The 26,660-nt window shown below is 33.5% G+C and carries 22 protein-coding genes and 1 pseudogene; 8 read left to right on the top strand and 15 right to left on the bottom strand.

Annotation, left to right across the window (positions count from 1 at the left end; translation table 11 throughout):
- Positions 1-55 precede the first annotated feature (55 nt).
- The 4 genes from recN (at position 56) to VB798_RS07775 (ending at position 3,344) form a co-directional block, all read left to right on the top strand.
- A complete protein-coding gene (recN, locus tag VB798_RS07790) occupies positions 56-1,723 on the top strand; it encodes a DNA repair protein RecN (RefSeq protein WP_323257647.1) in 1,668 nt (555 codons plus the stop codon).
- Positions 1,724-1,808: 85 nt separating this feature from the next.
- Entirely contained in the window at positions 1,809-2,201 is a 393-nt protein-coding gene (locus VB798_RS07785) for a hypothetical protein (RefSeq protein ID WP_323257645.1), read from the top strand.
- Between the two features lie 23 nt (positions 2,202-2,224).
- The gene (locus VB798_RS07780) at positions 2,225-2,884 is read left to right on the top strand and encodes an SCO family protein (protein ID WP_323257643.1); all 660 of its coding nucleotides are present in this window, start codon (positions 2,225-2,227) and stop codon (positions 2,882-2,884) included.
- 22 nt (positions 2,885-2,906) lie between these two features.
- A complete protein-coding gene (locus VB798_RS07775) occupies positions 2,907-3,344 on the top strand; it encodes a c-type cytochrome (protein ID WP_323257641.1) in 438 nt (145 codons plus the stop codon).
- Between the two features lie 71 nt (positions 3,345-3,415).
- On the opposite strand, the gene VB798_RS07770 is transcribed toward VB798_RS07775, so the two are convergent.
- The 12 genes and pseudogenes from VB798_RS07770 to VB798_RS07720 form a co-directional block, all read right to left on the bottom strand.
- A complete protein-coding gene (locus VB798_RS07770) occupies positions 3,416-5,254 on the bottom strand; it encodes a sensor histidine kinase (RefSeq protein WP_323257639.1) in 1,839 nt (612 codons plus the stop codon).
- A 249-nt stretch (positions 5,255-5,503) separates the two neighbouring features.
- The gene (locus tag VB798_RS07765; RefSeq protein WP_323257637.1) at positions 5,504-6,220 is read right to left on the bottom strand and encodes a sensor histidine kinase; all 717 of its coding nucleotides are present in this window, start codon (positions 6,218-6,220) and stop codon (positions 5,504-5,506) included.
- 15 nt (positions 6,221-6,235) lie between these two features.
- Positions 6,236-6,499: pseudogene (locus tag VB798_RS24355) on the bottom strand (PAS domain-containing protein); the annotation flags it as partial.
- Positions 6,500-6,505: 6 nt separating this feature from the next.
- A complete protein-coding gene (locus VB798_RS07760; RefSeq protein ID WP_323257635.1) occupies positions 6,506-7,315 on the bottom strand; it encodes a PAS domain-containing protein in 810 nt (269 codons plus the stop codon).
- Between the two features lie 534 nt (positions 7,316-7,849).
- Positions 7,850-8,344, bottom strand: coding sequence for a hypothetical protein (locus VB798_RS07755; protein ID WP_323257633.1), 495 nt, complete (start codon positions 8,342-8,344; stop codon positions 7,850-7,852).
- A gap of 223 nt (positions 8,345-8,567) precedes the next feature.
- Entirely contained in the window at positions 8,568-9,656 is a 1,089-nt protein-coding gene (locus VB798_RS07750; protein ID WP_323257632.1) for an ATP-binding response regulator, read from the bottom strand.
- Positions 9,628-11,523 (bottom strand): sensor histidine kinase, encoded by a 1,896-nt coding sequence (locus VB798_RS07745; RefSeq protein WP_323257630.1) that lies wholly within the window; start codon positions 11,521-11,523, stop codon positions 9,628-9,630. Before VB798_RS07745 ends, VB798_RS07750 begins: the two co-directional genes overlap by 29 nt.
- A 16-nt stretch (positions 11,524-11,539) precedes the next feature.
- Positions 11,540-11,947: a response regulator gene (locus tag VB798_RS07740; protein ID WP_323257628.1), complete on the bottom strand. Its 408-nt coding sequence runs from the start codon at positions 11,945-11,947 to the stop codon at positions 11,540-11,542.
- A 10-nt stretch (positions 11,948-11,957) separates the two neighbouring features.
- The gene (locus tag VB798_RS07735; protein ID WP_323257626.1) at positions 11,958-12,593 is read right to left on the bottom strand and encodes a response regulator transcription factor; all 636 of its coding nucleotides are present in this window, start codon (positions 12,591-12,593) and stop codon (positions 11,958-11,960) included.
- 687 nt (positions 12,594-13,280) lie between these two features.
- Entirely contained in the window at positions 13,281-13,844 is a 564-nt protein-coding gene (gene lptC / locus VB798_RS07730) for an LPS export ABC transporter periplasmic protein LptC (protein ID WP_323257624.1), read from the bottom strand.
- A gap of 52 nt (positions 13,845-13,896) precedes the next feature.
- Positions 13,897-15,237, bottom strand: coding sequence for a hypothetical protein (locus tag VB798_RS07725; protein ID WP_323257622.1), 1,341 nt, complete (start codon positions 15,235-15,237; stop codon positions 13,897-13,899).
- A 13-nt stretch (positions 15,238-15,250) separates the two neighbouring features.
- Entirely contained in the window at positions 15,251-15,979 is a 729-nt protein-coding gene (locus VB798_RS07720; RefSeq protein ID WP_323257620.1) for a type III pantothenate kinase, read from the bottom strand.
- Positions 15,980-16,147: 168 nt separating this feature from the next.
- On the opposite strand from VB798_RS07720, the gene VB798_RS07715 reads away from it, so the two are divergent.
- Together VB798_RS07715 and VB798_RS07710 are read left to right on the top strand one after the other, a co-directional pair.
- Complete coding sequence (locus VB798_RS07715) at positions 16,148-17,218, top strand: mechanosensitive ion channel family protein (RefSeq protein WP_323257617.1); 1,071 nt, start codon at positions 16,148-16,150, stop codon at positions 17,216-17,218.
- A gap of 81 nt (positions 17,219-17,299) precedes the next feature.
- Entirely contained in the window at positions 17,300-18,307 is a 1,008-nt protein-coding gene (locus VB798_RS07710) for an SMP-30/gluconolactonase/LRE family protein (protein ID WP_323257615.1), read from the top strand.
- Positions 18,308-18,530: 223 nt separating this feature from the next.
- Here the strand turns inward: VB798_RS07710 and VB798_RS07705 are convergent, their stop codons facing one another.
- The 3 genes from VB798_RS07705 to VB798_RS07695 form a co-directional block, all read right to left on the bottom strand.
- On the bottom strand, positions 18,531-21,158 hold the full coding sequence (locus tag VB798_RS07705; protein WP_323257613.1) for a valine--tRNA ligase: 2,628 nt from the start codon (positions 21,156-21,158) through the stop codon (positions 18,531-18,533).
- Positions 21,159-21,357: 199 nt separating this feature from the next.
- The gene (locus VB798_RS07700; RefSeq protein ID WP_323257611.1) at positions 21,358-22,341 is read right to left on the bottom strand and encodes a ribonucleoside-diphosphate reductase small subunit; all 984 of its coding nucleotides are present in this window, start codon (positions 22,339-22,341) and stop codon (positions 21,358-21,360) included.
- Between the two features lie 514 nt (positions 22,342-22,855).
- Positions 22,856-23,827: a hypothetical protein gene (locus VB798_RS07695; RefSeq protein ID WP_323257610.1), complete on the bottom strand. Its 972-nt coding sequence runs from the start codon at positions 23,825-23,827 to the stop codon at positions 22,856-22,858.
- Positions 23,828-24,000: 173 nt separating this feature from the next.
- On the opposite strand from VB798_RS07695, the gene VB798_RS07690 reads away from it, so the two are divergent.
- Both VB798_RS07690 and VB798_RS07685 read left to right on the top strand, forming a co-directional pair.
- A complete protein-coding gene (locus VB798_RS07690; RefSeq protein WP_323257608.1) occupies positions 24,001-25,623 on the top strand; it encodes a sodium/sugar symporter in 1,623 nt (540 codons plus the stop codon).
- Between the two features lie 130 nt (positions 25,624-25,753).
- Positions 25,754-26,626 carry an inositol oxygenase family protein gene (locus VB798_RS07685; RefSeq protein ID WP_323257606.1) on the top strand — a complete coding sequence of 291 codons (873 nt, stop codon included), beginning with the start codon at positions 25,754-25,756 and terminating at the stop codon, positions 26,624-26,626.
- The last annotated feature ends 34 nt before the right edge of the window (positions 26,627-26,660 follow it).

The following is a 26,660-nucleotide window of genomic DNA, read 5'->3' as shown; positions in this document are numbered from 1 at the left end:
CGTCCTTAGTATATTTGTGAAGAATTGACAGACAAGGCTTTTATGCCAACAACTTATGCTAACGAAGTTACAAATAAAAAACTATGCTTTAATCGAGCATCTCGTATTAACACCAGACGTTGCTTTAAACATTGTTACAGGCGAAACAGGTGCGGGGAAGTCTATTATGTTGGGTGCTTTAGGATTGTTATTGGGCAATCGTGCCGATACTCGTACACTTTTTAATCCCAATGAAAAGTGTGTCATCGAAGGCGAATTTGATGTTTCTGGTTATATTATCAAGAGTATTTTTGAAGAAGAAGAATTAGATTATGATGAACATTGCGTAATTCGTCGTGAAATTTCTCCACAAGGTAAAACCCGTGCTTTCGTCAATGATACGCCTGTTAATTTAGAAACGCTTCGCAGAGTAGCTTCGCAATTGATGGATGTGCATTCACAGCATGATAATTTATTGTTGGGTGCGAACGATTATCAACTAGAAATCGTCGATACTTTCACCCAAAATCATGATTTATTAGATACTTATAAAAAAGATTTTCAGGCTTTTCATAAAGCCCAAAAAGTATATGAACAGCTTCGGATAGAAGCCAAAGAAAGTAAAAAAGAGTTTGATTATAATTCCTTTTTGCTGGATGAATTACAGAAAATAAAACTGAAAGCAGGCGAATTAGAAGTACTGGAACAAGAACTAAATAAGTTAGAAAATGCCGAAGAAGTAAAATCTAAATTGCTTTTGTCTGCCGAATATTTGAATGCTACGGAACAATCTATCATTCCATTGCTAACTTCTACCTTAGCCAATTTGAATAGCATTAGCACTTTTGGCGAACAGTATTTACAATTGAAAGAGCGTATTCAAAGCTGTTTGATTGAACTCAAAGACATTGCAGTAGAAGTAGAAAGTGAAGCCGAAGAAGTAGAATTAGACGACGAGAAAATCACGAGTATTCAACAAAGACTTGATGTAATTTATAATCTTTTACAGAAACATCAAGTAAAAACAGATGTTGAATTATTGGCTATTCAGAAAGAATTAGAACAAAAAGTCAATAAAGTACTGAATATCGACGAAGCTTTGGCAAATGCAAAAGCAGAAGTAGAGAAAACCGAGAAAGAAGTATTGATAAGTGCCGAAGCTTTATCGCAATCAAGACTCATTTCTTTGCCTGTTATCGAAAAACAAATTTCAGATTTGTTGAAAGATTTAGGAATGCCAAATGCTAGTTTGAAAATTGAAGATGAAATCATCAAGCCATCACCAATGGGTATCAATGTGATTAATTTATTGTTTTCAGCAAACAAAGGCATCAAACCACAACCGATTAAAAATGTGGCTTCGGGCGGTGAATTTAGCCGTTTAATGTTGGCGATTAAATATATTTTAGCCAATAAACGTGCTTTACCAACCATTATTTTTGATGAAATTGATACTGGAATTTCAGGAGAAGTATCAATCAAAGTAGGAAATATGATGCGAGAAATGAGCCGTAATCACCAATTGATAGCCATTACTCATTTACATCAAATTGCAGCACAAGGTTCAGCACATTACTTTGTGTATAAAGATAATTCTTCGGACAGAACGGTTTCAAGAATCCGAAAACTAAGTAATGAAGAACGAATTATGGAAATTGCACAGATGATTGGTGGAGAAAATCCTTCAAAAGCCATTATAGAAAATGCTCGTGAGATTTTAGGGAAGCATCTTGCCCTCAGTTAAAATATTATCTTGCAGGCTAAACGTTCAAGGTCGAAAGCTTGTTATCTCAATAAATTTGTTCCAAACTAAACAGATACTTATCAATATGAAGAAAATATTATTATCAGTATTAATGTTGTCAGTAGTTTTTTCTTGTTCAAAGTCGGAAGACAAACAGAAAAAAATGATTGAAGAAGTAATGGCAGTACATGATGAAGTAATGCCAAAAATGGATGAAATCATGACCTTGAAAGGACAATTAGATTCTATTTCAAAAGTATCTTCAGATTCTTCAAAAGCGAAAGAATTGTACGTAGCATTAGATTCTGCCGATGTACAGATGATGGAATGGATGGAAAAGTATAATCCAGACCAAGTAAAAGGAAAATCGGAAGAAGAAGTAGTGAAGTACTACGAAGAAGAGAAAAATAAAATCATCAAAGTAAAGGAATTAACGAATGCAAGTATTGAAGAGGCAAAAGCATTTTTGAAAAAGTAAGTTTTGAATACTTGTAAACTATTATGAAGAGAAATATTGTTCAATGTTTATCCTTAATCTTTCTGCTAACAATTGTATTTGGCTGTTCGCAAGCGCCTAAAGAATTACCTTATTTGGGCAATAAAGAAACCGTCGAGAAACTGGTTGATGGCAAAATGGTTGTTGATACTCTTTACCATAAAATTCCTGATTTTGAATTTATCAGTCAGGATTCGGTAAAACTTACGCAAGAATTTGTTGCAGGAAAAATCTATATCGCAGATTTCTTTTTCACGACTTGTCCGACTATTTGTCCAAAAATGAAAACGCAAATGCTTCGGATTTATGAAAAGTATAAAGATAATCCGAATGTAATTTTACTTTCTCATTCAATTGACCCACGCCACGATACGCCAGCGGTTTTGAAAGAATTTAGGAGTAATCTTGGGATTAAAGGAGAATCTTGGCAAATGGTGACGGGCGATAAAGCGAAGATTTTTGAAATAGGTCAAAAAAGTTACATGGTTTCTGCTGCTGACGACCCTACCCAACCGGGTGGAGTAGTGCATAGCGGAGCGTTTATTTTGGTAGATAAAAATCGCCACATTCGTGGAATTTATGATGGAACTGTTCCTGCAAAAGTAGATAACTTGATGGAGGATATGGAAGTACTTTTAAATGAGTCGAGTTCAAATAATAAATAATAATTTGTTGAAAAAGATATTAATGTTAAGCACAATTACTGCTTACAAACTTGGTTTTGCTTTTTGTGTATTGATGATGGTTGCTTGTGATAGCAAAGAGGAAATCAAGAGAAAACAGTATTATATCGACGGACAAGCACTTTATAAAACCCATTGTGCGAATTGCCATCAAGAAAAAGGAGAAGGTTTAGCGGGATTGTATCCGCCCATTGCTGGCTCAGATTTTTTGGCAAAGAATAAAGAATTAATTCTGTGTTCGATGCGCAATGGATTGATGGACACCATTACAGTAAATGGAAAATCGTATCATCAACCAATGCCAGCCAATTCACAATTACAAGCGTTGGACGTAGCCGAAATCGCTACTTTTATTTATAATGAATGGGGTGGCGAAAAAACCATTACAGAAGTAAAAGATGTTCAGAAAATATTGGCTACTTGTAAAAATAAAGTAGAGTAATGATACTTTTCTCATGTCTGTAATTTTAATCGCTTTTCAGAGATGAAATTCAAGTCTGCAAAGAAGTACAATTAAGAATATGAAAAGGTTAGTTTGAAAGTTGTTCCAACATTTTCTTCACTTTCAAAAGTAATGTTACCTCCGTTCATTTTTACTAAGTTATGGACTATCAATAAGCCTAAACCAGTTCCTTTAATTCCTCCAACATTTTCACCTCTGAAAAAGGAAGAATAAACCTTTTTATATTGTTCTCTTGGAATACCAATGCCAAAATCTTTTACTTCAATGACATAATCATTTTCATTGAAGTATAAAGTTAATTTTGGGCTGTCTCTTTTCGGAGAATATTTAAACGCATTCGATACCAAATTGTCAATGATATGTTCTAAATGCTGTGGGTCGGCAAGTACTTTTCTGGCTTCTCCGATTTGCTCCACAACTAATTTCCTACCATCTTTTTGATGCCTGTTTTGCCTTTCCATGACATAGTTTACTATTGCAACCAAATCTACTTCTACTTTTTTGACATCCGCATTTTCATCTTCAATTTTGCCTAAAAATAACGTTTCATCCATCAAATTAGTAATTCTAGCAATTTCATTATGAATATTACTGAGTTGTTTGTTTAGCTTTTCTCTGATAATTCCATCTTGTAGCTGTTCAAGAAACATTTCTATAATTTCTGCGGAGGAAGAAATAGTAGAAAGTGGCGTTTTAAATTCATGGGCGGTCATTGCCACAAACCTTGTTTTTAGTTGGTTTAGCTCTTTTTCTTTTTGAAGAGCATTCATCATACTTTCTTCAGCTCTTTTCTTCAGTGTTATTTCTCTACTTGAACTAATAATTCTGTCTTCGATATCATATTCATCAAAAAACATTTTATAAGACGTTTGCATCCAAATAAATTCCCCATTTTTTTTCAGGAATCTATACTCAATTGATGATTCTGTTTTGTCTTCTAAAAGCAAGCGTTCATGCCTACGTTGTACTTCTTCAATATCATCAGGAAAAAAGTAATCATATACATTTTTGCCGATTAGTTCTTCTGGTTCATAGCCCAAAACATCTTTGCTTGAGGGAGAAACATAAAGATATTCGCCTTGAAGGTTGTAAATACAAATTAAATCACGCACATTACTTGATAATAACTCGCTTAAATGCGAATTAGCTTTCTCATTGGTAATGTCTCTTAAAGTACCTGTTACACCTAAAACCTCTTTTTTTTCATTCGTTAAAAGGGTCGCAAAAACTTTAATCCAAATTGTGTGACCAGCTTTGTTGAGATAACGAATAGAATGATTACATGAAGTTTTTTGCTGATTGATTAAAGGCTCAAAAAGTAATTCATTCTTTTTTATATCGTCAGGATGCAGAAATGTATAAAAAGTCTTTCCGATAGATTCTTCAATAGAATAACCTAGAATATCACTCCAAGCCTTATTTAGAAAAGTCCAATTTCCAACATTATCTGTTTGGAAAAGCACTTCATGTACACTCTCAACTACATATTTATATTGTTCTTCTTGCTCTGATACCTTTCGGATTAGCTGTTTTTTTTCAGTAACATCTCTTGAATAAATGATAAGATGAGTCACTTTCTGTTCAGTATTAAAAACTGGATTGATATAAAACTCATAAAATTTCCCTTTAGCTTCATGAGTAGTCTTAAATCTTTCTCCACTCAATCCTCTTCTAATATTATTTGGAGCAACAGATGAAAACAAAGTATCGGTATCAGTAAGTCTTTTACTTCCGATTACAGGGAAGTAATCATACAATTCTTTAAAAAAAGTACTGTAAGATTTATTGAAAAGAACAAAATTACATTCTGCATCTAATACGCAAACAGGATCTACCAGAATGTCTAGCGCTTCTTGGCTTAATGATAATAGGTCGTTTTGCTTAGTCATTCTAAAAATTAGTTTAACAGATATGATAGAAAATGATTTTTCTACAATTTTTAATCCTTTAGTTGACCCTTTTTTGAGTTTATTTAATCATTAAATTAAGATAAAAATCCCCAAATAAGTACATAACCAGTTCTAATTCTAAATTTAGAATTGAAAAAGCAGCTAAACACTGACAATTATCATAAAATTATGATTTTTTTGTACTTTTAAATCAGTATCTGTTATTTTTTAATGTTGAATGCAGTCTTATCAGTACGGAAATTCTAAAGTGAAAGTAGTTCCTTGATTTTCTTCGCTTTCGAATGTGATTTTACCACCATTCATTTTTACTAAATTATAGACAATTAGTAAGCCAAGCCCTGTACCTTTAATATTCCTTACATTATCTCCTCTAAAAAAAGAGGAGTAAACTTTTTTATGTTGATTCTGCGGAATGCCCAAGCCATAATCTATAATATCAACGGTGAAATTATTTTCATTAAAAGTTAAAATTAAAGCTGGACTAGGCTTGTTTTGAGAGAATTTAAAAGCATTAGAAATTAAATTATCTAAAATATGCTCTAAATGTTGAGCATCCGCAAACACTTTTTTGACTGTTCCCCTCAATTCAAAATATAATTTACGCTTATCTTTTTGATGTCTTACTTGTCTATCAATAATATACTGCACTAAGCTTACCAAATCTATTTCTTCTTTGCTTACTTCTGTTTTGTTGGCTTCTATTTTACCTAAAAACAAAGAAGTATCCATCATATTCGTCATTCTAAGCACTTCGATATTGATATTTTTCACCTGTTTGATGATATTTTCAGTATCAGCATTTAGGCTGCGTTCAGCATACATTTCAATGATATCAGCAGATGAAGAAATCGTAGCAAGGGGTGTTTTAAATTCATGCGTAGTCATAGCCACAAATCTGGACTTTAGCTCATTCAGTTCTTTTTCTTTCTGAAGAGCCTTCATCATACTTTCCTCAGCTAATTTCCTTTCTTGAATTTCATGAGTTGAAGTGATAATCCTATTTTCAATTTCATACTCATCAAAGAATATTTTTGAATTAGATTCCACCCAAATATAATCACCATTTTTCTTTAGAAAACGGTATGATATATATGTACAATCATCTCGTGTACTTAGAATTTCTTGATGACGGTCCTTGACAAGTTCAAGATCATCAGGATGAAAAAAATCATAAGGGTTTTTACCAATTAATTCATAGGGTTTAAATCCTGTTAAATCTTCAATTGATGGCTAAACAAAAAGATAAGTACCATCTTGATTATGAATACAGATAAGGTCACGGACATTATTTAATAATAACTCGTTGAAATGCTCATTGACTATTTCATCAGTAATATCTCTTAAAGTGCCAGTTGTACCAATTATTTCATCGTCTTCATTTATTAAAAGCGTAGCAAAAACTTTAATCCATCTTATTTTTCCAGCTTTAGTAATGTAGCGGATAACATGACGACAAAACTTTTTTTTACGATTAATAAGTGGCTCAAAAAGTAATTCATTTTTCCTTACATCATCAGGATGTAAGTATGAATAAAATGGTGTGTTTAGCGACTCTTCTACTGTATATTGAAAAATGTCAGTCCAAGCTTTATTCAGAAAAGTCCAATTGCCTACAGCATCAGTTTGAAAAATCACATCATGAATATTTTCAACGACATATTGGTATTTTTCTTCCTGAGCCGAAACCTTTTTAATCAAGTTATTAGTTTGTGTAGTCTCATGGGCTGAAACTACTAAAGACTCAACCTTTTGGTTTACATCAAAAATAGGACTAACCGTAAATTCCAGATATACACCATTAACTTGATTATTAATTTTAAAACGCTCGCCACTAAAACCTCTTTTGAATGAACTTCTAACCAGTTCACCAAGATTTGGACTATAGTTCATAAGTCCTTCTTGACCAATTTCAGGATACTCACCAAAATGCGAAAAATAGAGTGATGCAAAAGATTTATTGAATGCTCGTATTTTATATTCTGCATCAACAATAAATACAAATTCATCTAATGCGTCGAGAAATTGATTGTTTAGGATCATTGACTGTTTATTGTATTGAAGTAATAAGTCATTTTAAAGGCAAGTTATGTATCAATAAAATTGGGTTAGTCTATTTGTCAAATATTCAGTGTGTTAGTGAATGCCAGTAGATAAACACCATAATCTCTCTACTAACTTACAATACAAAATAACGGTTTATTTAAAGGCTGTACAATCCCTTAAAGTAGGGGTTTTTCCCTAATTTAAGGGGTAAGGCAAATTATTTTACCAATAGAATGAAATAAAAAAGCAATACCTGCCACAAGACAAGTATTGCTTTGAAGAAATCGTTAATAAATGGTAATAATCAATAAGAAAATTTAATCTGAAATATTATTTATGAAGTCAGTTGGACAATGTTAACGATGTCTAAAACACGCTAACTATTTATAAAAATTCCCAATTCTTACAAAGAATTGGGAATATAAATTATTAACACACATAAATAGGGTTTCTATTTAGAAAATAGTGAAAACATTTTCTAAAGAATCCTATTTAGTTTTCTTTTTGTAAGTTTCACCTTTAATTAAAAAGTTATTTGTTTTTAATCTTTCTTTCATAAAGATTTATTAATTCCCTTTTGTGTCTTCTTTCCTTTATTAGTTTTTTGGAAAGTAAACTAATAGTCCTGTTCTGTTTTTGAATATTAATATTTAGTTCAGAAATCTGATTTTCATAACTAGCACTTTTAGCTCTCATTTCCATTTTAAAATACATAAACTCTTTAACCTTATTTTCAGCATCACTCAATAGCCTTTTTATTCTCAATGAGTCTTGTTTATAAGCATTTCGAATTTCATTAACAGCCTTCAATTCTGACTTTCTTTTTTCATCTTGATTTAAGTATTCCTCAGTGATTGCAAGATTTTTTGCTCTTAAATCACGTACTTCAATTTGTGAGCGTTTAAAGTTTTCATAGAGTCTATTTTTTTCAAATATTTGGGAATTATATTTTTTAGAACTAACACAAGATTGCATCGTAAATGAAATAATTATGATAAATAAAATAGAAATAAAAACTGCTTTCATAAATAAAGATTTTACTAAAATTAGAAGCCATATTTAACCCTTACTATGTTTGAAGTATAAATACCATAAAACTAGATTAAATATCTAAATCAATTTCTAATTTAAAATGACAGGAAATATTAATTAGCCTCAAAACCACAATGTTCAACATTATAGATTTTTAAAAAGGCTCAATGCAGAGCTTTGAGCCTTTAATAGTTCACCTTAGTAGTATTAATATTTACTAAGCATTTATTGAAATTTTAATAACTATATCGAATAGTTGATTTTCGCCTTTTACTTCAAATTGCCCATTAATTGACTCTACCCATTCCTTTACAATATATAAGCCTAAGCCTGTGCCATTCATATCTTTGGGATTATGTGCTTGATAAAATGGCTTTATCTCTTCTGTTGTCAAAGTATAATTCTCGGAATAATGATTTCTAATAATTAATACTAAAAAATCATTTTCAAGTCTTGCTTCTATATATACTTTTCGATTTGAGTCAGCAAAATTCACTACATTTTGGATTAACTCCATGAACATAATTTGAATTAAACTCTCATCATATCCATATAAATAAGTAACGTTTGACTTAATATTGATGTCAAATATTTTCAATGAGCTTTTTGTTGCACTATCCACAATATCTTGCAGAAACTTAATGACATTAATTTGGCTATTGGCTCCTAATACATTTTTCCAAGGATTTACAGCATTAGATAATTGGTTGTACCACAATAGCTTTCGGGTAGTTCTCAGCATTCTGTTTCCAGAAGTATAAATGCCTTCTAATAAGGGTTCAATGTCGAAAGTTTGCTTATTTCTAACCATATCCAAAGCAATCTCGCTTAGGTTAATAATACCATTAAGCGGTGTTAGGTATTCATGATTGGAAACATGATAAAATACATCTATCGCATTTTTCTTGATTTCTATTCCTACTGACTCTTTTTTCTGATTACTCAGTTCCAAACGTGCTCGAATCGTTTCAACTAGTACTCTAGCATTATAAGGTTTGGTTAGGAAATCATCAGCACCCGAATTCATCCCTTTTCTTTTATCCACAAAGTCGGCTCTGGCTGTTAAAAAGATAAAGGGTAAATTTAGAAATTGAGGGTTTAATCTTATTTGCCTCAAGATTTCATAACCATCAATTTCGTCTAAATTAATATCGCAAATAACCAAACATGGATTGATAGACGTGATTAAATCAATTCCTTCTTGTCCTTTATTAGCCACAAAACACTCAAATCCATTGATTTCAAGGATAAGTTTTGTATTCTCTGCCAACTGTAATTCATCCTCTACTAATACTATTTTTGGCATTTGAATATGATTTATAATTAAATTCAAGCATTATACATGTTCCTTTGTTGACTTGAGATTTACAATAAATTTTCGCTTTATGAAAATCTGTAAAATATTTCACTACGTGTAAACCTAAACCAGTTCCATTGATTCCATCTACATTTGATGCTCTTGAGAAAGCCTTAAATAAATTTTGTAAGTCTTTTGCTGGAATACCAATTCCATAATCAACCACCATAACAGTTACAGCATGCTGTCTGAAATGTAGTTGTAAAATCGGTGCTTTTTTTCCTTCAGAATATTTAAAGGCATTTCCAATGATGTTATTCAAGATATGATTCATCATCATTCTATCAAATTCAACTTCATGATTTACTCCCTTTACAATTACTTGCATTTGTCTTCCATCTGCCAATTGTGCATATTTTTCATGAAGTATTACTCTTACAAAACTTTCTAAATCTTGCGGAAATGGTCTGAATTCTACTTTACCACTTTCTATTTTGCTAATCAGGAGTAACTCTTCCATCAAACTTTCCATGCCACCTACTTCACTAACAATTCTGTTTGTATGGAAGTCAACGGCCTCTTTATCCAATCTATCTGTTTCGCTCAGCATTTCCATAATTTGTGCGCTCGACTGAATGACAGAAAGCGGTGTACGCATTTCATGAGAAACAATATTTACAAATCCTGATTTTAGCTCATTCAATCGTTTCTCCTTTTCTATGATTTTTTGTAATTCAGAAACGGCAAGATGTTGGTCTGTTACATCACTAAAAAAGATTGCATAAAATACTTCGTTACTTTCTGCTATATTATAAGGAACAAACGAAACACTTAAATATCTTCTTGAACCATACTTATCTTGAAAACGATATTCCTTGGTAGAACCTTCAAAACTACCACTCTGCTTGGTAAACTCTATCTCCTTTATTAAAGAAGAAATATTTTCAACTGCAATTACATTAATTGATTTTCCTATAATATCGTCTGAAGCATAACCAAAAGTAGATTCAAAAGAAGAGTTTGTATAAATCACATTAAAAGATTGGTCAATCACAATTACGGCAATACTTAAAATTTCTGTGATTTGAGCCAAATTTTTCTCCCTACGATTAACATTCTCTTCAGCATTTTTGATAGAAGTAACATCCATTCCATAGCCAACAACAAACTCTAATTCATTGTTATCAGCATAGAAAGGGTGCATCCTGCGAAGGTTATACTGAATATTGCCTTCAGGAGTAATGTTTTCTTCTAAAAATTCATTACAATCTTTTTGGTTGACTACCTCTTGAAATAATGCTCTTCTTTTTTCAGCAATTCTGATGTCCCTTCCTCTAAATTTCACATAATCAAAATCATCTTTTCCTACAATCCATTCTCTGATTTCATCATTTTTAATAGCTCTTTTATTGACGAATAAGTACTTATGATCCTTATCAAAAACAGCAATATCAGCAGGGATATTCAACAAAATGCTTTCATAGAATTTCTTTTGATTATTCTTCTTTACTTCTAAACTATGGGCGTAGGTATAATCATAGTAAATCCATACTTGTCCTTCAAAAAAATTATTATTAATAATGGGTAAGTAATCTCTCAAAAAAAATCTTCCGTCGGCCAACTCAAGCATTTCTTGTCTAACGGGTTCTTTTTTAGCAAGAATTTCTTTTACTCTCTCTAAAAATTCTTGAGAGTATTTAAATAGCGGGGCAGCAGATTCAGCGGCTTGTTCACAGTTGAAACCAACCATTTGGTCTGGTTCAATAGGGATGTGGAATAGTTCGCAAAAATTAGGATTTACAAATTGTAACCTTCTTTGATTATCCTCTAATAAAACTGCAAAGGGAACTTCATTTAATATAAAACGGAGATCCAAGGCTATGTCATTCTTTTTAAATACCATCGAAGTCAAATTTTCCAATAGCAAGTTCTATCGCATCAATAAGCATTACTTTACTTACTACTTTTTGTAAATACGCTACAATTTCTACATCTAATTTTCTTTCTTTAAAAACTGCATATTCTGATGCCGAGACGACAATCACTTCTATTTGTTTTCCAGTAAATTCTACTTTGTTATCTCTTAAATACAATAAGAATTTATAGCCATCCATCACAGGCATATTTAAATCTAATAGAACAATGATGTGCTGGAAAGTACTTTCTTTGATAGCATCAATCGCCTGTTGTCCGTCTTCACATTCACTAATTGGTATTTCTAAGGAACTTAGTTGTTTAGATAACACAAGCCTATTCATTCGGTTATCATCTACAATTAAGATGAATGGGCTTTTGTTCATAATATATTATTTAGTTGATGAATAAAGCTAATAATTCTCCTTTCGAATTAATTTCAAGCTTTGCATATATTTTTTTAATATGGTCATTTACAGTAGAATAGCTAATAAATAATTGGTTGGCGATTTCTTTGTAGCTTTGTCCTTTCAGTAAATAATCCACAACGTCAAGTTCTCTTTTTGTAAGAACGCCTTCTATCTTAGCTTCTTTTTCCTTTGTTTTCTGAGCAATCTTAGAAAATAACATTGAAGCTACTTCTGGCGAAATTAAAGCGCCATTATTCTTAATAATATCAATTTGCTCAATGATTTTTTTGAGCGAAAGAGGCTTTAACAAATACCCATTTGCACCAGCACTTACGGCTTCCCAAACAGAATCTTCATTACAAGTGCCACTTATCATCACGATGTGTGCATTAGGGTAGGTTTTACGAATCAAACTGATACCTTCTATCCCTGATATACCGGGAAGACCAATATCAATAAAGATTAAGTATGGTTCTTGTGTTAATGATTTATTTTCACTTAAAAATTTTTCTATACTATTCACAGAAAAAACAATAGTTATATCTGTGTATAAGGAGAAAAACTTCTCAATATTATCTCTTAAATTATGATCATCTTCAATGATTCCTATTAACAAATCCATTTCTTAAATTTATTATGATTCAAATGCCCTTTCAATCAAAGTTAAAACCCTTTAAAATGTACAGTGAGGATGAAGGTTCTAAAAAAAAATGATAATAATCACTTTTCTATTACTTATAATGACCTAAGAACATTTATAATACAATTAAACCGACAGTAATATCCGCCCGACTTACCATCAGTTTAATTATATTAATAAATATCAAGTTTTTTGATTAACTTAAAATTCATAGTAGTGAATTTCAATTAGTTGGTTAGGCAAATATTAAACTTGACATTGCAAAGTAAGTTTTTATTATATCGTTATACAATCCCTTAAAATAGGGGTTTTTATAAAAAAGTTGCCATTAACCAATTAATATATTGATTCGGTAAGTATGGAAATGAAAATTGAAGATTGTTCTAGCTTATGAGTGCTTCAATTTTACTTCAATAATGAAGTAAGAATATTTACAAGTAATACAATTTTGAGACAAAATGTATCTGTTTTTTAGTAGCGTTGGAAAAGAATAACAAGTGTAGTATAAATGTGGAGAGCCACTTTATCATCGCATTCTATTAACAATTGTAGAACCCAAATCAGTTTAATAACCAACGATGATATTACTTGGGTGGCAGTTGGTTGTCTTTATGCAGGGACCATACATAATAGATAGAAATCTTTAAGCAACAACCTCATAGTTATTACTTATGGTAAATTTTTTACGCTAACAACTCCCGTTACTTTTCTGAGTGTATAGTCCGTAAAATCTTGATTAGCATCCATTCCTACACCGTGAAAGACTTCTTCGGATGTTTTTACATCGACTGGTTTGTCTGTATAAATTTTCTTGGTATCTGGATTCCAATAAAGTTCATCTGTAGTAAGTGTTTCGTGTTTAATTTGATTGTTGATGAGTACTCTTCCCATGATATGATAAATATTTTTCATGCGAATGTATCTTGCAGAATCACTTCGTAAAGTGGTACTGTTGTTTCCTAATTTATCAAAAAAGAATACTCTTACTTCATGAGGATATACTTTATCTTCATTCGGCATTGTCAATTGGCTTTCTGTGGACATTCTAACGACTAATCTGGCAGAATCTGAATAAGTCATGTTTACACCATAAATCTCAGAGATTGGTCCCTCATAAGCTTTTTTGGCAATTACTTTCTTTTCTTCCTTACAAGCCATTAGTAAAAAGAAAGTAATCATTAAACCAAGTATTGGGCGTAAAACTAATTTGACAACCCTTAGTGGAGTTGTCAAATTAGTCAATTGTTTGAAATATATTTTGAATTGATTCATATAATTAGAATAATTAATCAATTTTTGGTTTACGGAACCAGTAGAAATCACCTAACGAGAAGCCAACAACAATTTTGCTGTATTGTTCTTCTAATCCGTTTGTTGAAAGTACTCCTCTTTTACCTCTTACATAAGCAATATTTACATAAGAAATAGTACGTAATGGTAATGAAACACCTACAGAGAAACTCATGTCTTTTGCTGCTTCGTTTCCATTATAAGTGTAAGGAGATTGTGTGTAATTTGCACCTACACGATACATTACATGGTTGAAGTATCCAGAGATGGCATCAAATTTTGGAATATATTCTGCACCAACAGCTACGGTATAAGCATTTTTTAACCCATCATTATCGCCTTCTAAACTTTTATATCCTGTCCATTTTGTTGTAGAGTAATCTAATGAAACAAGTAGTTTTCCCGGCTTTTCTAAACTTACCCCAAATTTGTAATTGGCTGGTAAGGTAATACTTCCATTTGGATTTGAAAGCGTATCGGCATTGATAAGTGTTATACCCGAAGCATCATACGTATTAAATCCTTTAAGATTTTTGATGCCAATGTTTTGTGATAATTCTGCTGTAGCACCAATATTCAAGAAATATTCTTTGCTGATTTTGGGTCTCCAAGCGTAGCCTAATTTAAAATGTACACTTGAATAATTAGAACGGTTAAAGCTTTTTACTTGATAATTTTGCCCGTCACTAAGGTTTTGTGTGGTAATATCTCTGTTGATTACTCCGAATAAATAAGAAGTTTCAAGACCAACATACATGTTTTTACTCACTCTAACACCATTACTGATGATAGCCTTATTAAGTCCGCCTTCGCCATTATAAGTAAGAATCGTACTATCTGTACCAACAACATTAAGTTTTCGTGAAGTAAGGGTTTTGTAATTTACGGTAGAATAAGGCATTAAACCTAAAGCCAAAGTCCAACGTGGAGAAGCTGGTAACGCCAATATAACTGGTCCTAAAGTTCCATTATAAGTATTAGAGCGTTGTCTGCTGTCTTGCATCGCTTTGATTTCGGTATTTACACCCATTTCAAAAACAGTATAACGGTTTCTTGCAAGCATCGCTGGGTTCAAGGTATTTACATAAATACCGTTAGAACTTGCCACACCCAAACCGCCAGACATTGAGTTTACGGCAGTTCCGCCATTATAAACTTCGCCAATGCCTAAGAATGAAAACGGAGAATTCGTTTCTTGTGCTTGTATTGAATGAAATGCCAAAAGGCAAGAAACAGCAATAAATAAACGAGAGAATGATTTGAATAGGAACTTAGAAGCAAATGCTTGATTGTAACTTTTTCTATTTACAACCCTTGAAGGGATTGTTGCTCGCATAAAATTTGAAATACTATTTATTTTGTTCGACATTATATTCTAAAATTCTGTTAAGTCCAATCAGCACCAACTCTGGAATTACAAAGTTCGGGTATTTTATGCGGTTTGCAAAGAATGTAGCATCTCCGCCACATAAAATGACGTTAATTTTTGTTAAAAGCTTGTGATACTCTTCAATAAATCCATTTATCTCTGCAGTAATACCATTCATTACGCCACTTTGCATAGCGTGTTTTGTACTTTTTCCAAGAATGTGGGGTGCTTCTTCTGGTTCTAATAACGGCAAACGTTTGGTAAAAGTATTCATAGCAGTGAATCGCATCCGTACTCCAGGTGAAATAATTCCTCCGTGAAAATTATCTTCGGTATCAACCAAATCATAAGTAATACAAGTACCCAAATCAATAATCATAGCGTTACTTTCAGGAAATATAACTCTTGCACCAATGGCAGCAGCAATGCGGTCGGCTCCCAAAGTTTCTGGTGTATCGTACAATTTAGTGATAGGAACGGGCGTAGTATTTTTTAAAAAGAACACTTTTGTACTGGCATCAGAAAAATCTTTACTCAATTGTTCTTCTGAATAACTCACCGTTGAAATGATAATATTCTTTGGCTTTAAGTCTTTTACGTAGTCAATCAGTTCGGAATAGGTAAAAGAACCTTTACTTTCGACGAGCTTTCCTTGCTCAAAAAGCCCCGTTTTGGCAAAAGTATTTCCTAAGTCTATGGCTAAATTCATGTAAAATAATGTAAGTGAAATTTGCTTCGGTATGATTTTTTAGGATAAAAAAGACAGCAAATCGTTTAAAATAAAAGCAATTTTTACAATTTTGGGAAAGCGTTTTTAAAATTCTTATGTTCACTCCCAATCATAACATTCATCTTTAAGTTTTAAAAAACAAATATTATGGAATTCTTAGAATCTGAAATTCTTGAAAATAAAGTTAATGATATTCTCTGGTTTATCGGAATTATAGTGAGTAGCTTACTATTAAAACGTTTATTATCAGTATCGCTTAGTAAAGTTTTATATCGTTTTATCAAGCACGATAAAGTATCAATTCATACTTGTATTGAGATGCTCAGAAAGCCCGTTGAGCTTTTTATCATTGTGTTGATGGTTTACTTTGCTTTTCTTTATTTACACTTTCCTCTTTCTTGGAATTTAGCCGCTACTTTGGGCTTGAAAGTAGTACTTCTGAAGATTTTTCAATGCTTTTTGATTTTTTCAATTTCTTGGATTTTGATTCGTTTGGTGAAATTTATCGCCCTTATTTTTCAAGAAAGAGCTGCATTGACTGAAACAAAACTCGACGACCAGTTTGTCCCTTTCTTCAAAGATTTGGCGGTTGTAACAGTATCTATTATGACTTTTTTCTCAATGCTAGGCATTGTTTTCAAGATAGATGTTGTGGCATTGGTAACAGGTTTGGGAATTGGGGGTTTGGCAATTGCCTTGGCTGCCAAAGAAACTTTAGAAAATCTGTTTGCTTCTTTAATGCTTTTTATGGATTTGCCTTTTGTTGTTGGGGATAATATACAAATAGATAAAGTATCTGGAGATGTTGAAAAAATCGGTTTTAGAAGTACTCGTTTAAAAACTGCTGACGGAAGTGTCGTTACCGTTCCGAATCGTTTATTGACAGCCCAAGCCTTAGAAAACATGAGTACTCGTCAGTTTCGCAGAGCAAAATATTTAATTAAACTTCAACAAGATACTCCTGCAAGTACGATTCAAAATATTGTTTCACAAATTCAAGAAGAAGTATTAGCACATGAACATATTTATAAGCCAGAGCCGGGTATTACTCGTTTTGATGGAATTGGGGAAGGTTCTATGGATATTCAAGTAGCTTATAATGTTGAAAGTAATAATGTAGCCATTTTGAATAAAACACGGGAAGAAATTAATTATAAAATTGTCGATATTGTAGAGAAAAACGGAGCAAAATTTGCCGACTTAAATAGTAGAATATAACTAGAGGAAATCTTTTTTATAAGTAGTATTTAGTTTTTGTATATTTACAAGGCTAACTGTTTATAAATAATTTACTATTTAATGAAAAAAATCTTTCTAACATTGCTTACGTTCGTTACAATGTCAACAATTCATGCCCAAAAAGTTTATCCCACGCTAGGGAAAATCACTCAGTTTGATTCAGCTCTTGAAAGTCTGGTTTCTGTCGATGCAAAAGTAGAAATTTTAGCTTCTGGATTTGTTTGGTCGGAAGGACCAGTCTGGCATAAAAAAGGGAAATACTTAATTTTCTCTGATGTTCCTGCCAACACCATTTACAAATGGAATGAAAGCGAAGGAGCAACCATTTTTCTTTCTCCTTCAGGTTATACAGGTTTGGGAGAATACGGTGACGAACCCGGAAGTAATGGATTAACGATTAACAATAAAGGTGAATTAATTGCCTGCGAGCATGGCGACCGTAGAGTATCGTCAATGTCTTTGGCTTTAGGTGGAAAAAGAACTTTAGCTGATAATTACCAAGGAAAGCGATTTAATAGTCCGAATGATGTTGTGCAACATTCGGCCGGAGCTTATTACTTTACCGACCCGCCTTATGGACTCCCCAAAAAAGACAAAGATCCAAGTCGTGAACTTGAATTTGGCGTTTATCGCATCGGAACAGATGGAAAAGTAAGCTTAGTAGCCAATGATTTAGTAAGACCAAACGGTTTAGCTTTTTCGCCAGATGAAAAGATTTTATATGTGGCGCAATCTCATGAAGACAGAGCTATTTATATGGCATATCCTGTTAACGAAGATGGAAGTTTAGGAACAGGCAAAGTACTTTTTGATGCAACATATATGCTGAAAAATGAAAAACGTTCAGGCTTACCAGATGGATTGAAGATTGATAAAAAAGGTAATTTATTCGCAACCGGTCCGGGTGGAGTATTAATCATCTCGCCAGCGGGAAAATTATTAGGAAGAATAGAAACGGGTTCACTAGCAGCAAATTGCGCTTGGGGAGACGATGGTTCAACGCTTTACATCACGGCTGATATGTATCTTTGTCGTGTAAAAACGTTGACGACTGGAGTTGGGTTTTAATTTTAGCTGTGAGCTATGAGTTGTCAGCTTTGAGCTTTCAGATATCGGATTTTGGTTTTACGTTTTTTAAAATCTGTGTGAATCTCCGTATTAAATCAGCTTGGAAAGAAGCAATCAAATGTCATTCATTACCAATAAAAGAAAAGACTCAGGATTTCTCCCGAGTCTTTTTCTTTAAAGAATAAATCTCAAAGCTGTCGGCTCATAGCTCACAGCTAAAAATCTATTTGCTTAAACTCGCAATCATTTCTTTCAAAGCCTTAATTTTCGATTCAGCATCTGCCAATTTTTGGCGTTCTCTTTCTACTAATTCTGGTTTGGCATTGGCTACGAAACGTTCGTTAGCTAATTTCGCTTCTGTCGATTTTTTGAAACCTAAATTATACTCCAACTCTTTTTTTGCATTGGCTAATTCTGCTTCTACGTCAATTTCTCCTGCAAGATTGATGAAAAATTCATCCGCTTTTACTACAAATGAAATAGCATTCGCCACTTTATCACTTACATATTCAATCGTTTCAGTATTGGCTAATTTTTGAATAATGCCTTCCAAAGTTTGGTAACGAGCTTTTTCTTCTGTTTTGATAGACAACGGCAAAGCTATTTTTGGCGAAAGTTGTTTGGCATTACGTATCTCACGGATTTTTGTTACAACGGTAAACATTGCATCAAAGTCCGCTAACAAAGTAGCATTTACTTCGCTTGCTACTGGATAAGCCGCTCTACAAATACTTTCATTTGCTCCACGTTGGCTGATTGCCTGCCAAATTTCTTCGGTAATGAATGGCATATATGGATGAGCCAAACACATCAATTTTTCAAAGATGGAAATCGTTGCTTCAAAAGTCGCTTTGTCGATAGGTTGTTCGTAAGCTGGCTTAATCATTTCTAAGTACTTACCACAGAAATCATCCCAAATCAAATTGTAAATCGACAAAAGTGCATCCGAAATACGGAACTTCACGAAATGTTCTTGAACATCAATAATCGTCTGATTCAAACGTGACTCAAACCATTGAATTGACAATAAATTTTCCTGTGGTTGTGAAATATCTGTTGCGTTCCAACCTTCTACCAAACGGTAAGCATTCCATACTTTGTTACAGAAATTACGTCCTTGTTCAACCAATTTCTCATCAAACATCAAGTCATTTCCAGCAGGAGAACTAAAAAGCATACCAGTACGCACGCCGTCTGCACCGTATTGAGCAATCAAATCTAATGGATCTGGCGAGTTTCCTAATGATTTAGACATTTTTCTGCCTAATTTATCACGAACGATACCCGTTAAATATACATTTCTGAAAGGTAATTCGCCTCTCCATTCATAACCAGCGATAATCATACGAGCTACCCAGAAGAATAAAATTTCTGGAGCAGTCACTAAATCGTTGGTTGGATAATAATATTTAATGTCTTCGTTATCAGGATTTTCGATACCATCAAAAACAGAAATTGGCCATAACCACGACGAGAACCAAGTATCCAAAACGTCTGGGTCTTGGGTTAAGTCTTCTTCTGTTAAAGCAAATAATTGTAATTCGTGTTGAGCTTTACGCAAAGCTTCACGCTTGCTTTTCGCCACGATAACAGTACCGTCTTGCAAATAATAAGCTGGAATTTGTTGTCCCCACCACAATTGTCTTGAAATACACCAATCTCTCACATTTTCCATCCAAGAAGAGTACATATTCTTGAATTTCGGTGGATACAATTTGATGTTATCATTCATTACGTTCTCTAAAGCAGGCTGAGAAACCTCTTTCATTTCCAAGAACCACTGTAAAGATAATTTTGGCTCGATAACCGCACCAGTACGCTCAGAAGTCTTAACGATAGATTTGTACTCTTCTACCTTTACTAAATGTCCTGCTTCTTCTAAATCTTTTACAATATTTCTACGAGCTGCAAAACGGTCTTGCCCTACATACAATACCGCTTTTTCGTTCAAGAAACCTGCATCGTCTAAGATGTCGATTACTGGTAATTTATGTTTTAAACCTAATTCGTAGTCATTCAAATCGTGGGCGGGCGTTACTTTCAAACAGCCTGTTCCAAAATCCATCGTTACGTACTCATCCAAAATCACAGGAATTTCACGACCTAACAATGGAATCTTTACAGTTTTGCCATGAAGATGTGTATAACGTTCGTCGTTCGGGTTAATACAAACGGCAGAGTCAGCCATAATCGTTTCAGGACGTGAAGTAGCAATCGTTAAACTTCCTTCTTCCCCAACAACATTATAAGTAATATAATAAAGCTTCGCTTGAATATCTTTGTCGATTACTTCTTCGTCAGATAAAGCTGTTTTCCCTTGTGGGTCCCAGTTTACCATTCTTACGCCACGGTAAATTTTACCTTTTTCGTACAAACGAACGAAAGTATCAATTACGGCTTGGTACAAAGAAGGTTCCATCGTAAAACGAGTTCTGTCCCAATCGCAAGAAGCACCCAATTTTTTCAATTGTTCCAGAATAATCCCGCCGTACTTGTCTTTCCATTCCATCGCATAAGCCAAGAATTCGTCACGAGTCAAATCCTTTTTCTCAATGCCTCTTTCTTTCAACATCGCCACCACTTTTGCTTCCGTTGCGATAGACGCATGGTCTGTACCCGGCACCCAACAAGCCTCTTTACCTTCCATTCTTGCCTTACGAATCAATACATCTTGAATAGTATTGTTCAACATGTGACCCATGTGGAGTACACCCGTTACGTTTGGCGGAGGAATTACGATAGAGTAAGGTTCTTTGTCTGGATTTGGTTTTGAAGCAAAGAATTTATTTTCGAGCCAATATTGATACCATTTGGCTTCAATGTCTTGTGGAGCGTATGTTTTTGAAATCATTTTATAAGAATTGTGGGTCAGTTTTCAGTCCTGACGAAATTTGTTGCAAAGATACGGATTTTGAAGGAAAGGAATTAATGGATTGGAAAGAGATATTGATGGAAATCGGTTTAATTCCTGTAGCAGCTAGTCTAATAACGACAAAGCCCTCATCACAATTATTGTCTGAGGGCTTTGTCGTTATTGCTAGATATATTGACTAAAAGTCCTCATCCAAAGAGAATGACATCGATTCCTTTTCAGACATGACGCCTGATTTTTGATATTCTGCTACTCTTTTTTCAAAGAAGTTTGTTTTACCTTGTAATGAAATCATTTCCATGAAATCGAAAGGATTGGTAGCGTTATATTGTTTCTGTAAGCCTAAAGCCAACAATAAGCGGTCTGCTACGAATTCGATGTATTGACACATTAATTCTGCATTCATGCCGATTAATGAAACTGGCAAAGCATCCGTTACAAATTCTTTTTCGATAGAAACCGCATCCATAATAATTTTATAGACAGAAGCTGGTTCTAATTGATTTTTGATATGCTCTGTGTAAAGTAAACAAGCAAAATCACAGTGAAGACCTTCGTCTCTTGAAATCAATTCGTTCGAGAACGATAAACCTGGCATTAAACCACGTTTTTTCAACCAGAAAATTGAACAGAATGAACCTGAGAAGAAAATGCCTTCTACAGCAGCAAAAGCAATTAAACGCTCAGCAAAGTTTCCATCGTTAATCCAACGCAATGCCCAGTCAGCTTTTTTCTTTACGCAAGGAATTGTATCAACCGCACGCAACATTTTATCTTTTTCTACTGGATTTTTGATATAAGTATCAATCAACAAAGAGTACGTTTCAGAGTGGATATTTTCCATCATAATCTGGAATCCATAGAAGCATTTTGCTTCAGCATATTGTACTTCAGAAAGGAAATTTACCGCAAGGTTTTCGTTGACAATACCATCTGAAGCTGCAAAAAATGCCAATACGTGCGAGATAAAGTGTCTTTCTCCATCATTTAAGCGATTTTCCCAATCGGCTAAATCTTGTTGAAGGTCAATTTCCTCGGCAGTCCAAAATGAAGCTTCCGCTTTTTTATAGAATTGCCAAATATCGTTTTGCTTAATCGGAAACAATACAAAGCGGTTTGGGTCTTCGACTAAAAGGGGCTCTATTTGCGTAATGTTTGTCATGGTTGTTAAGGGAATTTTTGTTTGTCAGCTTATTTTACTGCACAATCTTTTTATGCACAATCTTTTTATATAATACTTATTTTTATTGCTTAATGTTCGATTTTACTAGCCACCAATATACACCATGTTTTTTAATTCATGATTGAAAGTAATGATTAAGCTTTTAATCTTCAAATCACTCTTTAAACGAACACCAAAAGTAGCGATGAAGTTATTTTTTTTCGGAAAAAATCTGATGTTTTTGATAAGCTCATCTTTTTCAAGACAAGCGATGTATCAAACGAGTAAAATAATCAGATAGAATTTTAAGTGGGCTATTAGGCAGGTACAAAATACTTATTAAGCAGAAGCCCATATTGATATTATCGCCGAGCTATCTTCTCCAAATTTAGAAAGGTTTTACTTCAATAACTAAGAAAAATTATTGAATTTTTATAAATCATATTTTCCACCAAATGGTATTTTTTATAAGGTTGAATTGATACTATTGTTTTTCAGAATGTTATCAATGACCTTAAAAATCTATGCCAGTACTTTTCAAAAATTTGGAAGAAATTTTTGATTTACTTGTGATATATCTTACACTAAAACCTATATAGGGAGCAACAGGCAAGCTTGAAGTACTAAGATTTTCGTTAGCAGCATTAAAGGTTTTTACTTTCCTAAATGCCGTTAAACCACCTTCAATACCAAGATTAAAAACATTCAAAACATGTGCATTGCCCGATACAGTAAACCTTACTTGCTGGTAGTTCTGACGACGAATCATTTTTTCTGAAATAGCGTACTCTTGATAACCAGCACTGTAGCCATCGTAAACCGAATTAAAATCCAGATGAAGCCAAGGATTTACTTTATAGCCAACACTGGCTCTGAAAGGCAAAATGCCAGAAACCTTCCAGTCGTTTCCAAGCGCTTTTGTGAAACCAAAAACAGGTACAATTCTGAATTTTTGATTATAAATAATGGCAGTGCCATAAAGTATTTGTGTTTTTAAACCCAAAATTCGCAAACGAGCTGCTCCACCATAAAAGTAAGGTTGTGGATTTAAAAAGGTTTCATTGCTTTGCGTAATGCCACCACCAACGGCATACACCCAAAGTTTTTCTCGTAAACTTGCTTTTAGTTGAACGTAAGTCATGCCCAAAGTTTTATAACCACCATTTGGGTCATCTTTTCCATCAATTGTTGTGTTGATTTGGGCAAGATTTGCCACCAATAGAGAATGCTTCGCCTGAATATCAGCTTTTTTCCCGAAACCAATTCCTGCTTGAATTTCTGTACTCAAAGGAATAATTCCTAAAGCCGTACTTCTGTTGAAACCAAATTTCTGTCCGTTCGACATTGATGTTTCGGGCATAAACTCGGCTCGTAACGTAACATTTGGATAAAATAATTGGCTCAAAGAAGGCGTTTGCGCTATACTTTTCGAACAAAAGCAAAGCAACAAAACGCTAAGAAAAGAAATGTTTTTTTGAAATAGCATGATAGAGAATTGTTAGTCTTTCTTTAAACGACTTAATCGAAGGCTAAAGTATTTGAGCGATGGTTTGTGTAATCAGGACAGTGATTTTGATAAAATTGCAAGAAAACGAGTAAAAAATAATAATATTTACTTTTAGATATATCTTAGATTAATTTAGATTTTATCCATTTAATATGAATTCCCTTCATCAGCTCGACTACGTCGTTTTTTCATTGTATTTAATACTTGTTGGTTCGTATGGCTATTGGGTATTTCAGCGAGACAAAACAAAAAACTCAACCACAAAAGGCTTTTTTTTAGCCGAAGGTTCACTTACTTGGTGGGCAATCGGAGCATCTTTAATTGCTTCAAATATTTCAGCAGAACACTTTATTGGAATGTCTGGCTCAGGCTTTGCCATTGGTTTAGCCATTTCTTCTTATGAATGGATGTCGGCTGCAACCTTGATTGTCGTGGCAGTTTTTTTCATTCCAATTTATCTGAAAAATAAAATCTATACGATGCCACAATTATTGTCATTACGATATAACGATACCGTAGCGACGATTATGGCAGTATTTTGGCTTTTGTTATATGTATTCATCAACCTTACTTCCATTTTATACTTAGGCTCTTTGGCTTTAGAAACCATCACAGGTTTACAGTTTGAATATTGTATGGGTGCTTTAGCCATTTTTGCGATATTAATTACCCTTGGTGGAATGAAAGTAATCGGTTATACCGACGTTATCCAAGTGGTCGTACTGATTTTGGGAGGATTGGCTACCACTTATTTAGCCTTAAATATGGTTTCGGATAAATTTGGAGGAGAAGGCGTTTTTGATGGACTGTCTTTGCTAAAAACCAAAGCAGATGACCATTTTCACATGATATTCTCTAAAGGGGATAAGTACTATTATGAATTGCCCGGATTGTCAATTTTGATAGGAGGGATGTGGATAAACAATTTGAATTATTGGGGCTGTAATCAATACATCGTTCAAAGAGCTTTGGGAGCAGATTTAAAAACAGCAAGAAGTGGGATTATTTTTGCTGCCTTTTTAAAATTACTAATTCCACTGATTTGTGTTATTCCGGGTATAGCGGCGTACGTACTATATAATAATGGTTCTTTACAACAAGAAATGGTAGATATAAACGGTATTGTAAAACCAGACCATGCCTATCCATCTTTAATGAATCTTTTGCCAATGGGTTTAAAAGGACTTGCCTTTGCGGCACTTACTGCTGCAATTGTGGCGTCTTTGGCAAGTAAGTGTAATAGTATTGCTACGATTTTCAGTTTAGATATTTATAAAAAAATCTTGAAAAAAGACGCTACTGAGCGAAATACCGTTTTAGTAGGACGATATGCCGTTTGGGTTTCATTTGCGATAGCATTGTTGGTTACTCCACAGCTTCGTCATCTTGAACAAGCTTATCAGTTCATTCAAGAATATTCAAATTATATTACACCGGGTGCATTTGCTTTGTTTTCTTTAGGATTGTTCTGGAAAAAAACTACTTCAAATGCGGCAATTATTGCTGCCGTACTGACTTTGCCACTTTCGCTTTTATTTAAAATGTTACCAGAATGGATAGGAATAGAGCCGATTCCTTTTTTAGATAGAACGCTTTGGGTTTATCTAATTTTAGTCGTTATAATGGTAACTGTTTCTTTAATAGAAGGCAGAAAAAAAGAAGAAACAAAAGGTTTAGCCATAGATTCGAGTATGTTTAAGGTTTCAGATTCTTTTGTGGTTGTTTCGGTACTGATTTGTGGCGTTTTAGCAGCACTTTATACTGTTTTTTGGTAAATCAAAATTAGGAATTTCTAAAATTATGCTAGAAAATTTATACTTTTGAGAAAATATTTTGTGAGTACAATTATCTAATTTTTTAACATTCAATATCTTAATTTATAGCCATTTAATCTGTTTTGGTCTTATGGAATTTTCAGAAAAAGAAATCGCTCCCTTAGCGAGCCTTGATGTTTGGGAAGACGACGTTTTGCAACGTTATCCTGAAGAAGATACTACTTTTAAAAAGACAAAGGACGAGTATCGTAATTATGATAATCCTGAAAGAGATACCGTTCGGGAGTTTTACCGTTTGAATCACAAGTATCAAACTTATGACTTTGTAAAGCAAAAACAAGCAGAGTTCTTGAAGTTTGATAAAAAAGAAATGCCGATTTGGGATGCTTTTGATTTCTTGAATTCATTGGTTGACGATTCTGACCCTGATACTTCATTAGACCAATGGCAACATTTATTACAAACTTCGGAAGCCATCCGTGCAGACGGACATCCAGATTGGTTTGTATTAACAGGTTTATTGCACGACATGGGTAAAGTACTTTGTTTGTTTGGAGAACCACAATGGGCTGTAGTAGGTGATACTTTCCCAGTAGGTTGTAAGCATTCAGATAAAATTGTTTATTCAGAATACTTTGAAGCAAATCCAGATGCACATGACGAACGTTTTAATACTAAATATGGTGTTTATTCACCGAATTGTGGTTTAAGAAACGTAGATATGTCATGGGGACATGATGAGTATTTATATCAAATGGTAAAAGATAATTTACCAGAGCCAGCCTTATACATGATTCGCTATCACTCATTTTATTCACAACACCGTGAAAACGCTTACGAGCATTTAATGGATGAACATGACCACGAAATGTTTGAGTGGGTGAAGAAATTCAATCCTTATGATTTGTATTCAAAACTTCCTGTACCTCCAGACACTGAAGCCTTGAAACCATATTACAAAGAGTTAGTAAAGAAATACTTACCAGCTAACTTGAAGTTTTAAAATAAATAGAGCCACGCATAAAAATGGGTGGCTC

This window comes from Arcicella lustrica, from assembly GCF_034930985.1.
Lineage (GTDB): Bacteria > Bacteroidota > Bacteroidia > Cytophagales > Spirosomataceae > Arcicella > Arcicella lustrica.
The sequence above is the reverse complement of the archived record's forward strand: the minus strand, read 5'-3'. Positions and strand labels throughout refer to the sequence as shown.